Annotated in this window: 14 protein-coding genes; 6 read left to right on the top strand and 8 right to left on the bottom strand. The window is 52.2% G+C overall.

From position 1 onward, the window contains the following. Positions 1-31: 31 nt before the first annotated feature. Positions 32-484 carry a transcriptional regulator SlyA gene (gene slyA / locus CEK60_RS02330; RefSeq protein ID WP_089037651.1) on the top strand — a complete coding sequence of 151 codons (453 nt, stop codon included), beginning with the start codon at positions 32-34 and terminating at the stop codon, positions 482-484. 8 nt (positions 485-492) lie between these two features. Here the strand turns inward: slyA and CEK60_RS02325 are convergent, their stop codons facing one another. Next, positions 493-1,035: a preprotein translocase subunit YajC gene (locus tag CEK60_RS02325; RefSeq protein ID WP_089037650.1), complete on the bottom strand. Its 543-nt coding sequence runs from the start codon at positions 1,033-1,035 to the stop codon at positions 493-495. A gap of 179 nt (positions 1,036-1,214) precedes the next feature. Between CEK60_RS02325 and CEK60_RS02320 the strand changes: the two genes are divergently transcribed. After that, positions 1,215-1,667, top strand: a complete 453-nt coding sequence (locus tag CEK60_RS02320; RefSeq protein ID WP_038483043.1) for a universal stress protein — start codon at positions 1,215-1,217, stop codon at positions 1,665-1,667. 50 nt (positions 1,668-1,717) lie between these two features. On the opposite strand, the gene CEK60_RS02315 is transcribed toward CEK60_RS02320, so the two are convergent. Then, on the bottom strand, positions 1,718-3,637 hold the full coding sequence (locus CEK60_RS02315) for an ATP-binding cassette domain-containing protein (RefSeq protein WP_089037649.1): 1,920 nt from the start codon (positions 3,635-3,637) through the stop codon (positions 1,718-1,720). Between the two features lie 153 nt (positions 3,638-3,790). On the opposite strand from CEK60_RS02315, the gene CEK60_RS02310 reads away from it, so the two are divergent. Next, the gene (locus tag CEK60_RS02310) at positions 3,791-4,804 is read left to right on the top strand and encodes an AraC family transcriptional regulator (protein WP_089037648.1); all 1,014 of its coding nucleotides are present in this window, start codon (positions 3,791-3,793) and stop codon (positions 4,802-4,804) included. 3 nt (positions 4,805-4,807) lie between these two features. On the opposite strand, the gene CEK60_RS02305 is transcribed toward CEK60_RS02310, so the two are convergent. From CEK60_RS02305 to CEK60_RS02285, 5 genes are all read right to left on the bottom strand, one after another. Further along, complete coding sequence (locus CEK60_RS02305; protein ID WP_089037647.1) at positions 4,808-6,475, bottom strand: fatty acid--CoA ligase; 1,668 nt, start codon at positions 6,473-6,475, stop codon at positions 4,808-4,810. 37 nt (positions 6,476-6,512) lie between these two features. Then, a complete protein-coding gene (bktB, locus tag CEK60_RS02300; protein WP_089037646.1) occupies positions 6,513-7,700 on the bottom strand; it encodes a beta-ketothiolase BktB in 1,188 nt (395 codons plus the stop codon). Positions 7,701-7,776: 76 nt separating this feature from the next. After that, entirely contained in the window at positions 7,777-8,919 is a 1,143-nt protein-coding gene (locus tag CEK60_RS02295) for an acyl-CoA dehydrogenase family protein (RefSeq protein WP_089037645.1), read from the bottom strand. 2 nt (positions 8,920-8,921) lie between these two features. Beyond that, positions 8,922-10,478, bottom strand: coding sequence for a fatty acyl-CoA synthetase (locus tag CEK60_RS02290; RefSeq protein ID WP_089037644.1), 1,557 nt, complete (start codon positions 10,476-10,478; stop codon positions 8,922-8,924). A 41-nt stretch (positions 10,479-10,519) separates the two neighbouring features. Further along, complete coding sequence (locus CEK60_RS02285) at positions 10,520-11,752, bottom strand: ABC transporter substrate-binding protein (RefSeq protein ID WP_089037643.1); 1,233 nt, start codon at positions 11,750-11,752, stop codon at positions 10,520-10,522. A gap of 269 nt (positions 11,753-12,021) precedes the next feature. Here CEK60_RS02285 and CEK60_RS02280 point away from each other — a divergent pair, with 269 nt between their 5' ends. Further along, the gene (locus CEK60_RS02280) at positions 12,022-12,873 is read left to right on the top strand and encodes a TatD family hydrolase (RefSeq protein WP_089037642.1); all 852 of its coding nucleotides are present in this window, start codon (positions 12,022-12,024) and stop codon (positions 12,871-12,873) included. A gap of 12 nt (positions 12,874-12,885) precedes the next feature. Beyond that, positions 12,886-13,365 (top strand): hypothetical protein, encoded by a 480-nt coding sequence (locus CEK60_RS02275; protein ID WP_038483013.1) that lies wholly within the window; start codon positions 12,886-12,888, stop codon positions 13,363-13,365. Here CEK60_RS02275 and CEK60_RS02270 read toward each other — a convergent pair. Beyond that, positions 13,362-13,943, bottom strand: coding sequence for an elongation factor P hydroxylase (locus CEK60_RS02270; RefSeq protein ID WP_089037641.1), 582 nt, complete (start codon positions 13,941-13,943; stop codon positions 13,362-13,364). The genes CEK60_RS02275 and CEK60_RS02270 overlap by 4 nt on opposite strands. Positions 13,944-14,098: 155 nt before the next feature. Between CEK60_RS02270 and CEK60_RS02265 the strand changes: the two genes are divergently transcribed. Further along, on the top strand, positions 14,099-15,517 hold the full coding sequence (locus CEK60_RS02265; protein ID WP_089037640.1) for an MATE family efflux transporter: 1,419 nt from the start codon (positions 14,099-14,101) through the stop codon (positions 15,515-15,517). Positions 15,518-15,519: the final 2 nt, after the last annotated feature.

The raw sequence follows: 15,519 nt of genomic DNA, 5'->3' as shown, positions 1-15,519 counted from the left end.
GCCTACTTACATTTTTCGGTAGCTGTTTACTATGGCTTCAACAATTGGTTTTCGCATTGCACGTCTGCCCCACTTGTGGCGCTCTATTCTTGATCGAAGGCTGGCACCCTTGGGGTTAACACAAACACGCTGGGTGACGCTTTACCATTTATGGAAGTTAGGTGAAGGCAACCCACAGTGTGATTTAGCAAGGGTGATTGGCGTAGAAGCGCCCTCATTAGTCAGAACCCTTGGACAACTTGAGGAGCAAGGGCTGGTTGAGCGACGGGCCTGCGATAATGATCGCCGAAGCAAACGACTCTATCTGACGCCAGCGGCAATGCCGCTACTTGAACAAATCGACAGCGTCGTCCTGGAGGCACGCAAAGAGATGCTGGCGGGCCTAAGTGACAGTGACCTAGATCAGTTAGACAAGTGGCTAGCGCTAATAGAGTCCAATGGTATGGCGATTCAGTTAAGAGACCAAGACAGTCCCACGGCGTAAGACGCCCATCACTGCCCTGCTGTTTCGCCAGCCCCGTTTAGCGGCTTTGCAGCAGGGCGGTCTGACAATCCGCTAAGCGCCTTTCTTAGCGTCTGAAAATCTTCTCCATAGATAGCAAAACGCTCTGCAGTTTGTGACTCCCACCACCATAGTGTTAACGCCGTCGCGTTTGATTCGACCACCAAAGCATCTTGTGGAAGGCGCTCTAGCAGGGCTTTCAAAGTAGCGCTTGCCTCTTCTGGCAATGGCCGTAATGGTGCAATGCGCCAACGCCACCCGGCATGATAAAGCTCCAGCGCTTCACTTGCGTTCGATTCACGCACTAACACAAAATCAGGCCCTGGCGCGTGATGGGAAAAATACCACCGATAGGCGGGCATCGTGCCTCGAAAATTATGCAACGGGGGCTTCTCCATCTTGATCACTACCCCGTGCTTCTTGGCGGCACTCAAACGCAGCGCCATATGGCGCTTCTGCCGCGGGCTGGGCTTAAGCCACATTACCGGTGCGATAACAAACAGCGATATAAAAATAATAATAAGCCACTCCATCTAACCACTTCTCCTAGTCGCAAATACTGGCCATCAGCATGGATGTTAAAATTAGTCATACTATCGGGTTAACTTAAAAAAGCATGACATAGATCGTTGTTAAGATGGCACTTGAAGCCTAAAGTAAAGGTCATCTAACAAAGCGTTCTCTTTGTTAATTATCACGAAGGAGATAAGCCATGAGCTATCACCACATTTTAGTAGCCGTTGATTTAACTAAAGACTCCCATAAAATCTTGGAGCGTGCGGTCGCGATTGCCGCTCGCAATGACGACGCCAAGATTTCGATCATGCATACCCTTGAGCCATTGGGCTTCGCTTACGGTGGTGACATTCCGATGGATCTCACCAGCATTCAAGACCAGCTGGATGACCACGCGAAGAAGCGGCTGACTGAGATTGCCGCCCCTCACGTCGAGCCTGCTGATCAACATGTCGTCGTCGGCATGCCAGACACGGAAATTCATCGTTTTGCAGAAGAGCACAATGTCGACCTGATCGTTGTTGGCTCGCATGGGCGCCATGGCTTTGCCCTGCTGCTAGGCTCCACGTCTACCGGCGTACTTCACGGCGCGCAGTGCGACGTTTTGGCCGTTCGGGTCGGCAAAAAAGGTGAAGAGAGCGACGAGTAACTCGTGTAGAAAGGCACCCATTGGGTGCCTTTACTCATTCGCTGCTGGTGTCAGTCACCGCTGGCCATCGCCTCAAGCTCCATCCAACGCTCCATTGCCGTTTCAAGCGTTTGCTGTACGTTCTCTAACGCTTGCAATTTTGCTGTGACGGCACTGGCTTCTTGCTGATAGAAAGCGGGGTCGCCAATCTCTTGCTCTAACGCCTCTACTTCATTCTCAAGGCGCTCAATCTCCGCAGGTAACGCATCTAACTCCCGCTGCACTTTGTAAGAGAGCTTAACGGTTTTTTTAACAGGCTCAGCAACCGGCTTCTCTGGCGCTTTTTCAACTGCAATGCTGGTCGGTTCAGTGTTCTGGCGGGCAGCGCCTTCCCACGGAGCAGGTGGCAGTTTACCTCCTTGGCGAATCCAATCCGTGTAGCCACCCACGTATTCACGCACAACCCCCTCACCTTCAAAAGCCAGCATGCTGGTCACGACGTTATCCATAAATGTCCGGTCGTGAGAGACCAGGAGCAGCGTGCCATCAAAGTCCAGCAGCAGCTCTTCAAGCAGTTCCAGGGTTTCCATATCCAGGTCGTTGGTAGGCTCATCCAACACCAATACGTTGGCAGGTTGAGTAAACAGCTTGGCTAACAACAGACGGTTGGATTCGCCGCCAGAAAGGGCTTTCACCGGCTGTCGAACACGATCTGGCGTGAATAGGAAATCCTGAAGGTAGCTCATCACGTGACGATCTTTTCCACCAACGGTTACCCGATCGCTGCCTTGGGCGACGTTGTCGTAGACGGTTTTTTCCAGCTCTAAACCGGCACGTAATTGATCGAAATAAGCGACCTTTAAATTGGTCCCCAACTGAACACTACCTTCTGTTGGAGCAAGCTCGCCTAGCAAGATTTTCAGCAGCGTTGTTTTACCTGCACCGTTGCGACCAAGGAAACCAATGCGGTCGCCGCGCATCACTTCAAGATTTACATCACGCAGAATGACATCATTACCAAAGCGCTGTGTTACGCCTTTCAGCTCGACTACCCGCTTACCAGTACGCTCGCCGCTGTCGACAGTGAGGTTGGCAGTCCCCTGACGTTCACGTCGCTGGCTACGCTCCAAACGCATCTGCTCAAGCTCACGCACACGCCCTTCGTTGCGTGTACGCCGCGCTTTGACGCCTTGACGAATCCAGACTTCTTCTTGGGCCAGTTTTTTATCGAAAAGCGCATTTTCCCGCGCTTCTACTTCTAGCTCGTGCTGCTTACGCTCTTGATACTCGGCATAGTTACCGGGATAACGACCAAGCTTGCCTCGGTCTAGCTCAAGAATCGTGGTGGCCAGCTTAGATAAAAAGGCACGGTCGTGGGTAATCAGTAATACCGCGCCGTTGAAGGCCAGCAGTTGCTCTTCCAACCAAGCAATCGTGTCTAGATCAAGATGGTTGGTAGGCTCGTCAAGAAGCAGCAAGTCCGGCTCAGAAACCAAGGCACGCGCCAACGCAACACGGCGGCGCCAGCCACCGGAAAGCGCGCTCATTTCAGCTTCAGGGGGTAACCCTAAACGAGTGAGTACGACGTCAATGCTCTGATGGAAAGACCAGCCGTCGATAGCCTCGATGCGGGTTTGCAGCTTGGCCATGCGATTCATGTCGGGGTCTGGATCATTGATCAGGTGCTGGTATTCAGAAAGCAATTCCCCCGCTTCCGGCAGCCCCTGAGCAACCATGTCAAAAATCGTCATGCCTGAGGATTCAGGTAGCTCCTGGGACAATACGCCAATCTTCAAGCCCGGCGCACGCCAAATGGAACCATCATCGGCATGAATATCGCCCGCGACTAGTTTTAATAGCGTTGATTTACCGGTGCCGTTGCGCCCGACCAGCGCCAGCCGCTCGCCTTTTTCAACCGTTAGGTCGGCGCGGTTAAGCAGTACTTGGGTGCCGTAAGCGAGTTGCAGCTGTTCGAGTCGTAACAAGGTCACGCAGTGTCCTCCTTCATCATGAGGCGCACAGTGTAACGCATGCGCTCGCGTTAAGGAGAGCCCTTATAGAGCCAAACGACACATCGTGCTAACGTCCCACCATCACGTGATAATAACAAGGTAGCGCCAAGCTACTCGTTTAGGGCTGACATCGTGACCGTTACCGTCTCAATGCACTTTGTGAACGAACTACTGTGTGGCTTACCCGCCACTGATCATTCCCCTGTCCGCTATCTGGAGCTTGCTGGAATTTCTCCCTTTCTACTCAGCGCACCGAACGGCCGAGTCACTGTTGAGCAGTTTGCCGAACTTTACCGCCTCCTCGCCCTTGAGATAGATGATGAGACGCCATGCTTTTTCTCCAGGCCGCTACGCTGTGGAACGCTAAAGCTGCTGTGCTTGAGCTTGCTAGATGCGCCTACGCTGCATGTTGCGCTTCACCGCTATACGCAGTTTTTTCGGATTCTCTTGGATGATTTCGGCTACGACTTTACTATTGAAGGCGACTTTGCTCGGATGGCGCTTGAAGAACGCGCCCCGCTTCACGGCAGTCGAATATTGATTCATGAATTGATGTTGAAACTGTTTCACGGTATCGCCTCCTGGATGATCGCACGCAAAATTCCACCTATCCTGATGGAGTGCGGCTACGCCCAACCCGCTCACAGTGCTGACTATCTCTACTTCTATCCCGGCAAGCTAAAATTTGATCAACCGCAAACAGCTGTTTACTTTGATAAGGTGTTTCTAAACCACCCCATACGCCAAACGAAACAGCATCTTGGCGCATTTCTACAACGCGCACCGGCTGACTGGTTCTACGTCTCTTTTGAAGATCGTTTGATTACTCATCGCGTTCGCGAACATCTTAGCCGTCACTTACCCACCTCATGCACGGTTCAGCATGTGGCCGACGCGTTACATATGTCCGTGCGCACACTCTCAAGGCACCTGAAACTTGAAGGTACCCATTTCCAGGCGGTTAAAGACGAATACCGTCGCGACTATGCTATTCAAGCACTCACTCGCAGCACACAGCCACTGACAGCCATCGCAGAAAAACTAGGATTTGAAGACCTTGCTTGTCTTAGCCGAGCGTTTAAACAGTGGACGGGGAATTCACCCGCCGCTTACCGCAAGGCGCAAACGGCGGGCATAAAACGCTAGCGTTTATATCTCAGTGCGAATGCGCTTTTTATCCAGCTTACCCACACTGGTTTTAGGAATTTCATCTACGAAACGAATCAGCGATGGAATACCCCAGCGATTAATGCTGCCCTGTTCGACGAACTGCTCCATAAACGCCTGTACCTCTTCTGCCGTGGGCGGGTTATTGACGTCGCTGGGAACAACCAGCGCTGCTGGACGCTCACCCCATTTATCATCCGTAACGCCAATGACCGCCACCTCAGCGACACCTGGACATTGGCTGATATAGCTTTCCAGCTCAAGTGAAGAGAGCCACTCTCCACCGGTTTTGATGACATCTTTAATACGGTCGCTAATGGCCAAGAAACCATGCTCATCAATCGAGCCAACATCACCGGTATGCAGCCATCCATCCCGCCAAAGCTCTTCACTGCGTTTCTCTTCTTTGTAGTACGCCTGGGTTAACCAGGGTGCCTGGGCACGCACTTCACCAACACTGACGCCATCATGGGGTAACGGCTCTCCATTGGCATCAACCACCTGCAATTTCACTAGGGGCACGGGTAAACCAGCTTTACACCGCCAGGGAAGCTGCGTTTCAAAATCAGCCTCGGCAACATCCTGAGGTAAAATATCAGCGGTTAGCAGCGGGCAGGTTTCTGACATGCCGTAGGCACTACGTGTATCAATGCCGAGTGACCAAGCACGGCTAGCCAGGGCTTGGGTTAGCGCACTGCCGCCGACAAGCACCTTCCAACCGGTTAAATCAATTTTTTTCGATGCGATAGCGTCAGCGCTCACCACCATATTTAACAGCGTTGGCACGCAGTGGGAGAAATCGACCTTTTCGTTCACCAACAGTTTGACCAACATTTCCGGCTCATAGCGGCCAGGGTACACCTGGGTCGCTCCCATCAACGTGGCGGTGTAAGGCACGCCCCAGGCATGCACATGGAACATCGGCGTGATGGGCATGTAGACCTTGTCACGGTTGAGCAGCTCAAAACCCGGTGCTTGGAAGGTACTGGCTTCGCCTAGTGTGTGTAGGACTAATTGGCGATGGGTAAAAAACACCCCTTTCGGATTGCCGGTGGTGCCCGTGGTGTAGAACAGCGTAGCCACTGCATTTTCATCAAAAATAGGGAACTCGTAATGAGTTGGCTGCTCACTTAACAACGCCTCAAACTCACCCACTAATGGCAGCGACGTGCTGACGGTGCTTTGTGTTTCTTGACTCGCCGCTTCTTGGCAAAGTAGGTAACCGCGTATATTAGGTAGTTGATCAGCCAGCGGCTCCAGTAGCGGTACGAAATCCTCATGTACCAGCACAAAGACGTCTTCAGCGTGCTCCATCGTGTAGTGAATTTGCTCAGGCGCCAAACGTACATTGACGGTGTGTAGCACGGCACCAATCATGGGAATGGCAAAAAAGCACTCTAAATAACGATGGCTGTCCCAGTCCAGCACCGCCACCACATCACCCGCCTGAACGCCCTGTGCTGTTAGCGTATGGGCAAGCTGGTGTACCCGCTCACGAAAACGTTGATAGTCATGACGGCTCTGGTCTCGATAAACAATCTGGTTGTTCCCCGCCATTCGAACACCTGACTCCAGCAAGTCGCTAATTAACAGCGGCAAGCTAGTCGCAGAGGGCGTAGAAGGAAGTATTTTTGGCGTTATCGTAGACATAAAACACACCTGTCGATTGTTATTGGAAAACCGTTTGTTATTCGCGCTCTATTAACAGCGCAATGCCCTGCCCACCGCCGATACACAGCGTGATCAAACCATAGCGGCCCTGACGTCGCTCCAATTCGTGTAAGGCTTTTAGGATCAAGATGGCACCGGTCGCGCCTACTGGATGACCGAGCGCCACCGCACCACCATTCGGGTTGAGTTTTTCCACTGGGAAACCCAGCGTATCGGCAACCGCCATTGCTTGTGCCGCAAAGGCTTCATTGGACTCAATCACATCAATGTCATTGATCGTCAGCCCTGCCTGCTGGAGGCAGCGTTTCACCGCAGGGATTGGCCCTAACCCCATTACCGAAGGCTCCACACCGGCGGTGGTTGCCACGCGCAGTCGCGCCCTAACCGTTAAATTGCGCTGCTGTGCTTCATCAGCATGCGCCAGCACCAAGGTCGCTGCGCCATCGTTGATCCCAGAGGCATTGCCTGCCGTAACCACTCCCTCTTTTTTAAAGGCCGGTTTAAGCCGTGCTAAATCGCTTAACTCAACGCCTTCTCGCACATGCTCATCACGGGCAAAGGAAACCGTCTGTTTTCCTTTTGTCACCTCAACAGGCACGATTTGCGCGTCAAAACGCCCTTCTGCAATGGCTTTTGCCGCCTTACGATGGCTATCCACCGCAAACTGATCTAGCTGCTCGCGGCTTAAGCCATACTGCTTGGCGATATTTTCAGCGGTCATGCCCATATGTCCGCTGCCAAATGGATCACTAAGAATGCCGAGGGTAAGATCCTGGATATTGGCATCGCCTAGGCGTATGCCATTGCGTGCTTGAGGCGGCAGTAGATAAGCACCCCGCGACATCGACTCAGCCCCACCTGCCAATGCTAAGCGGCTGTCGCCCAGAGCGATTTGCTGCGCAGCGGATATCACTGCCTGCACGCCGGAACCACATAACCGGTTAACATTAAAGGCACCGGCTTCTTTCGGCACTCCCGCACTCAACGCGATATGACGGGCAAGATAGGCATCTTCTGGGCTAGTGGTAATAATATGGCCATACACAGAGTGGTCGATATCAGCGCCAGCAATGCCCGCACGGCGCAATGCTTCCTGAGCAGTGATAGTACCTAACTCATGGGGCGCAAGAGATGAGAGCGACCCACCAAACCCGCCAATAGCGGTACGAGCACCGCTTACAATAACAACGCTATCCAGTTGCATAATCTCTCCTTAGTAATGACGCACAGCGGAAAAGGACTTAAGAAAAGGGCTTAAGAAAAGTACTTAAGAAAAGCGCTTAAGCCACTTTGCCCAACAGCGAGCGTGCGACCACTTCTTTCATAATCTCAGAACTACCGGCGTAAATAGTTTGCACACGTGCGTCTAAATAGAAGCGTGAAATGGGATACTCATGGGTATAACCATAACCACCAAACAGCTGAAGGCACCGATCAACAGCACGACACTGCAGCTCGCTAAGCTGTAATTTGAGTATCGCGGCTTCGGTACTTGTCATCGTGCCGTGGCGGTACTTATTAACGCACTGATCAAAGTAGGCACGCGCGACATCCAGCTGTGCCTTGATCTCAGCCAGCGTAAAGCGGGTATTTTGAAAGTCGGCCACGCGCTGACCAAATGCGTGACGCTGGGTAACGTAATCAAGCGTTAATGCCAACGCGCCCTCTACCGCGCCAAGCGCTTGCGCACCTACGCCTAAGCGCTCCCGGGGCAGCTCTTGCATTAGATAGCGAAACCCAGCGCCCTCTTCCCCTAATAAGGCACTGTTAGGCAGTTGCAGTTGGTCAAATGCTAGTTCTGCCGTATCGCTGGCGTGCTGGCCAATTTTCTTAATGGGCTTGCCACGAGAAAAACCGGGAAGTGACGTATCGACCAAAAACAGCGAGACCCCTTTTGCACCTGCACTGGGGTCTGTTTTTGCACAGACAATAACGAGATCGGCTACTTGGCCATTGGTAATAAACAGCTTGCTGCCGTTAAGCAGCCACCCATCGGCTGTTTTGGTGGCGCGGGTTTTCATCGCCGCCAGGTCGCTGCCAGCATGCGGCTCGCTCATGGCAATCGCCCCCAACCACTCCCCGCTTGCCATGCGGGGAAGCCAGGTTTCGCGCTGTTCATCAGTGGCTAAATTTTGCAGGTAAGGCATCACGATATTGGCGTGAATATTGTAAGCGCTGGCTAGCCCACCAAACCCTTGCCGAGACATCTCCTCCAGTGCCAATTGGGTGATGGCAATATCGGCACCTGAGCCACCATAGGTCTCATCAAGATCAATCCCCAATAGACCAGCGGCACCCAGCGCTAGCCATAAAGAGCGCGGTATTTCACCGTCCGCTTCCCACTGGTCATAGAAAGGCGCTACTTGCTGCGCTAAGCAGCGGCTGATCATGTCATGAAACAGCGCTTGTGTTTGCTCGTCCATGCTCACTCCTTTAGGTCTTGGCGCAGGTGACGTTTAAGAATTTTACCTGCGGTGCTTTTTGGTAGAGCCTCTGCAAACACCACACGCTTAGGAACTTTGTAGGGTGCAATCAAGCTTTTTGTATGAAGGATGAGTTCATCCTCGCTAACCACTTGCCCCTCTTTCACCACAACGACGGCGGTAATCGCTTCAATCCACTTTTCGTCAGGTAGCCCCACCACCGCTACTTCCGAAACAGCCGAGTGCTTAAACAGCGCCTCTTCCACCTCACGGCTGGCAACCAGCACGCCCCCCGTATTGATAACGTCTTTAATCCGGTCCACGACATATAAGTAGCCTGCTTCATCGAAGTAGCCCACATCACCAGAGTGAAACCAGCCGCCTTGGAAAGACTCAGCGGTCATCTCCGGCTTATCCCAGTAGCCCGTCATTAACTGCGGCGAACGATGGACAATCTCGCCATGCTCACCCGAGGGAACATCGTTCATTTCCAAATCAACAATGCGTGTTTCCACCGTAAGTATCGGTCGCCCCGCCGACGCAGGACGCTCAGCATGCTCTTCTGGGCGTAATACCGTTGCCAAGGGGGCAATTTCACTCTGCCCGTAGCAGTTATATAAACCAACATCGGAGAAATGCTGCTGCATCTCTTCCAACACAGGCACCGGCATGATCGAGGCGCCATAGTACGCTTTCTTGAGTGTGGTTAAATCGAACTGATCAACGTCAGGATGACGTAGCAAGCTGATCCACACCGTGGGCGGCGCAAAGAACGATACGATTTTTTGTTTGGTAATCGTCGCCAGACAGCTATCCGGAAGCGGTGCTTCAAGCAAATGAATGGGGGCGCCCAGTAGTAAAGCCGGCATCAAAAAAACATGCATTTGTGCGGAGTGGTAAAGCGGAAGAGCGGCCAACATGGCGTCACTTCCCTTGATATCCAACTCCACCATGCAGGCCATATATTCCGCCATCAGCGCTTGGTGGGTCATCATTGCCGCTTTAGGCGCTGCGGTTGTGCCAGAGGTATAGAGCAGCTGCGCCAAGCTGCTTCCCTCTACTGCGACCGCTGGCTCCCTTGTTGATGGCGAGGAATGCACATAAGCCAAGACATCAAAACGACCTAACTGACTATCTTGTTGATCAGCATGCAGTGTTCCATTGACCGTTAATGCTAACCCTTGGGTTGCCTGCTGCACTTTGTCAGCTAGCGAACTATCGCTTAGCACTCCTTTCGCCCCGGACTGCTCAAGGATATAGCGCAGTTCATCACTACTTAGCGCAAAGTTAATAGGCACATGTACTAAGCCCGCTTTAGTGGCAGCAAGCCAGGCAATGACATAGGCATCTGAGTTTTTACCGTATACCGCCAACCGATCCCCAGGAGAAAGACCGGCCGCTAACAAGCCACTAGCTACGCTGTTAGCGGCATTGTTAAGCGATTGATAGCTCCAGGTTCGTTCACCAAACGTTAACGCAAGCTGGTGAGAATATTTGCGAGCGCTGCGGTTTAGCGCAGCGCCAATCGTATTACGGTGAATTAAGGGTGTCTGTTCCATGCCAAGTCCTTATTGTTATGTGTTGTTAGGGCTTCAGCGTTTTACGAATTGTTGACGAGTGGGCAAACGCTTTCAGAAAGTGGCCGGAATGCTTCCTCGGCGGGAATAGTGCGCACAACTCTGAAGAGGTCATCCTCATCAGCTGACTCTTCCGGTGTTTTCACTTCAACGAGATACATGTCATGCACCATACGGCCGTCCTCACGAATGTAGCCGTTCGTTGCAAAAATATCGTTAATGGGGGTATCGGCCATCTGCTGACGAACGGTTTGCGTGTCGTCTGTTCCCGCTGCCTCTATGGCTTCTAAATAGTGGCGGGTGCTGGAATAGAGCCCTGCATGCACCATGGTCGGCATGCTGCCGGTGCGCTCACGGAAACGCTCTGCCCAGGCACGCGTTTCATCATTTAAGTCGTAATACCATGCTTTAGTGAACTGCAGTCCTTGAGCGCTCTCCAATCCAATGCTGCGTATATCAGTACTGAACAGCACCATGCCTGCTAGAATCTGCCCGGCTTGAGTAATGCCAAATTCGCCTGCCGTTTGCACCGCATTGATGGTGTCTCCACCGGCATTATTGAGCGCAATTACATCAGCACCCGATGCCTGGGCTTGCAGCATGAAAGAGGAAAAGTCACTGTTCGGGAAGGGATGGCGCGCGCTACCGACTATCGTTCCACCGTTTTCGGTGACCACTCGCTCTACATCCGCTTCAAGTGCATGGCCAAACGAATAGTCGGCACTGAGCAAATACCAGTTTTTATAGCCTTCCTGAGTAATTGCCTTGGCCGTACCGTTAGACATCGCCCAGGTATCGTAAACCCAGTGGATATGGTTAGGAGAGCAGTGCTCGTTAGTGACACTGGAAGAAACAGCACCGTTCACTAAGCCAAGTTTATCCGCCTCTTCTAACAAGCCTACTGCTGCTAATGTAACCGATGAAGCCACTAGGCCAGTGACCATGTCGACATTGCGTTCATCAATCCATTCACGCACCACGCTTGAGCCAACGTCAGGGCTATTGCGATCATCAGCGCTAAAGACGACAACTTGGGCACCGTGTACGCTGCCGCCAATATCCTCAATCGCCATCTCAATGGCATCTTGCCCTAATGGGCCTATGGGGTCGCGATAAACGCCCGACATATCAGCTAGATAACCAATGCGGATTTCATTATCTGAAATACCTTCACTGGCGGCCACGCTGGGGGCATAGCTAGCCGTAATGACCGCAGCCGATAGCGCAGAAATAGCGCAATGACGTGATAGATGCATGCTTTTCACCTGTCTATTGTTGTTATTAAAAGAGCCTTAAGCCCGATTTATTTCATGCTTCATCCTCATGTTAAAAGTAAAAACCGCTTTACTGTTTACCTATCGAGCCAGTTTTTTTGCAATTCGTGCCATTCGATTGAGACACCTACCCGGGATAGACCATTAGTCGTTGTTACTCTCCAGCGTTACAATGGCGTTTTACAGCTGGCTAAATAATTAACGGGAGCTGGCTGCTATCGAATCTTTAACTGACACTGGGAGTGTGACGCTTGGCGACAAGTGCTGTGGATAGTTTTTTACCCGAGGCGCTGCAGTTTCGCTCTGGTGCCCCCTTGGTGGATATCGGCGCTAACCTGACTCACGAGAGCTTTCAGCGTGATTTAGCTGATGTCATTGCACGGGCGAAAGCGGCCAATGTAGCTACCTTAATAGTGACGGGTACTGATATTGAACACGCTGAGCAAGCCGTAGAGCTGGCTAAACAGACCCCAGGCATATATGCCACTGCCGGGGTTCACCCACACGATGCTAGCGGGTGGAATAGTGATGTGGCGCGCCAGTTGAAAGCGCTTCATCAAAAACCTGAAGTGGTTGCCGTGGGCGAGTGTGGACTGGACTTTAATCGCAATTTTTCAACGCCTCACGAGCAAGAGCGAGCGTTCGAAGCTCAGTTGGCGCTCGCTGCTGAAAGTGGCTTACCGCTATTTTTGCACGAACGCGACGCGGGGCAACGAATGCGTGAAATGCTGTATAGCTGGCGAGACGACATCAGCCAAGCCGTTATTCACTGTTTCACCGCTGACCGAGATACGCTGCACGGCTATCTCGATTTAGATCTTCATATTGGCTTAACCGGCTGGATTTGTGATGAGCGCAGAGGTCATCACCTTCGCTCAATAGTGAAAGATATTCCGTTAGAAAGGTTAATGGTAGAGACTGACTGTCCTTACCTGCTGCCTCGCAATCTTCCAGCCAAACTAAAAGGACGCCGTCACGAGCCAGCCTTGCTACCATGGATTGTAAGAGAGATTGCCCAGTGGCATGACGTGACTGAAACCGAGCTGGGGAACGCAACAACCCGCACTGCCCAGCATTTTTTCCGCCTTGATGCGGAAGCTTAAAAGGAGCGAAGCGTGGCTGATTACCCAGGATTTATTGCCATTGAGACGGGCGAAGATGACGGCTTGCCGCTGGCTATTGCCTGGTCTCTACCTGATGGTCGCATTAAGCAAACACTCATTCAGCCTGACGATAGCTGGATCAGTGAAGACACGAACGTGATGGGGTCTTATAGCATTGAAGAGCTAGAAAGCCTCGGCGTCAGCCCTTTGGATGTCATACGTGAACTAGAGACCGATCACTTCTCGGCTACGCTGTATACCAGCGATAACGGCGAGGATGAAGCAGCGCTGGCTCGACTCTTTGACACCTATGGCTTGGATCCTTTTGTTGAATTAGCGCCGGCACAGGTGCTTTATGAAGCGATTAGCGCGAGAGATTGGCACCGCTTACGCAGCGAAATTTTTAACGACATGGGGCTCGAACCGATGCGGCCCGAGCACGAAATTGAAGTAATGCTAACGCTTCACAAACAGCTTACCGAGAAAGACTAAGCCGACGCGACCAGCGCCACGTCAAGTTCTCGCTGCCCCTGTTTAATGGCCTGCACCAAGGTATCTTGATGCTGATAATAGCGTGTCAATGCGATAAAGAAAGCGTTGGCACGCAATGGCAGCCCCTCTGCTAAATAACGTGCTGCTCTGGCCTCTACTTTGTTGGCAAACGCATCTCGATCAACCTCAACGTCCCCACCTAGATTATCGACACTAACGTGGAATGTGCGTCCGCAGGCGTGGGTAAACAGCTTTTCCAGCGCCTGCGGGGCAATCTCCGCTTGTTCGAAGGCGTGCTGCTGCTGGGCGTCGCGCCCATCAGGCAAGTACCAGTACCCGTAATCTTCCAGCTGTCGACGCTTCTCTCCTGCGATGCACCAGTGGCTGATCTCGTGCAGCGCACTAGCAAAAAAACCGCGCGCAAAAATCACCTGATGATAAGGTGTTTCAGATGTAGCTGGGCGATATAGGGGTTCATCGCCACCTTTGATTAATCGCGTCTGATAGCGTGCTAAAAACACACCATCAAACAGCGCCGTTATGTCGTGAAGCGTCCAACGCTCCTGCTCTTGAGTCACTATATACCTACGTCGTCGTTCATTTCGTAAAGTATACCCGCGCCTTGTCCAGATGATAAAGAGATGGCAAATCATTAGACAGCTACCGAGATCCTAGTAACTCCTGCTACTCTATCGGCTTTTGTTGGGTCACTTTGCTAAACAGGAAACATACCGTGGGCGGCTTTACTAGCAATATAAAATCCATCTATTGGCCAGAAACACGCACGTTGGTAGCGTTAGCACTACCCATCTGTGGTGCTCAACTCGCGCAGGCGGGTATGAGCGTGGTCGACGTCATCATGACCGGCAGGCATAACGCCACCGACTTAGCTGCCGTTTCGGTTGGCTCAAGCCTGTGGATGCCACTGATGCTATTTATGACCGGTACATTAATGGGCCTTACGCCTATCGTGGCGCACCTTTTGGGTGGCAAGCGAAACAGTGATATTCGCCCTGCGGTTCACCAGGCATTGTGGGTCGCATTAGTACTCGGGCTCACTGCCGCTGTATTGCTGTGGACAGTCGTGACACCTATCTTCGAACTTATGGGGGTTCCTCCAGCGGTTGCAAGAGAGTCTGCTGCCTACCTTTCCGCGGTTGCCTTCGGCATGCCCGGAATCGCCTTGTTTCAGGCGCTTAGAGCCTTTTCAGATGGCATGAATCACACCCGGCCCGCGTTATGGATTAGTTTGGTGGGGCTAACCGTTAATATTCCCAGTAACTATTTACTTATCTATGGCGGTGATGGCTTAGTTAACCTATTGGGTGATGGACTACCCAGCGCTCTGCAACAGCTACCGGCACTAGGCGCATTCGGCTGCGGCATCGCTACAGCACTCTCGATGTGGACAATGGCCGTTGCAATGGCCCTCTATACCCGTAAAGGACACGCCTATCAAAGCGTCTCAATTTGGCAAACGCTAACCCCACCAACACTGTCCGGCATCCGCGAGCTTGTCGTAGTGGGTATGCCCATCGGTGTGGCTATTTTCGTGGAAGTGACGTTATTTACCCTGATAGCCTTGTTTATTGCCAGTTTCGGAGAGGTCACAGTCGGGGCTCACCAAATTGCCCTAAGCTTCACGTCTATTCTGTTTATGCTGCCGATGTCATTGAGCATGGCACTTACCGTACGTGTTGGTAATACATTGGGCCAACAACGTTCTGCTATGGCGCGCACTGTCGCTTGGAACGGTATCGTGATCAGTGTCATTGTGGCCGTCATCAACAGTACATTACTTTGGTTTACAGCGGTGCCGGTGATTGCGTTGTACACCTCCAATACCGACATCCAGGCTTTGGCGCTCACCATCATATCCCTGGCAGTCATTTTCCAGCTATCCGATTCACTTCAAGTCAACTTAGCAGGTGCATTACGAGGTTATAAAGACACCCGAATCGTGATGGTCATTACCGTACTTTCTTACTGGATTGTCGGTTTAGGCGGTGGTCACTGGCTGGGAACTCACGGTCTAGGCGGTATGTCTGGCCCACTGGGGGTCCATGGTTACTGGATGGGCCTGATTGCGGGGCTCAGCACAGCCGCACTATTACTTGCTTGGCGGTTAAAGTGGATTAGCCAACAGGAGTAAGC

Origin of the sequence: Halomonas sp. N3-2A, from assembly GCF_002216165.1 — a bacterium.
Lineage (GTDB): Bacteria > Pseudomonadota > Gammaproteobacteria > Pseudomonadales > Halomonadaceae > Vreelandella.
This window is presented reverse-complemented; position numbering and strand designations above follow the sequence as displayed.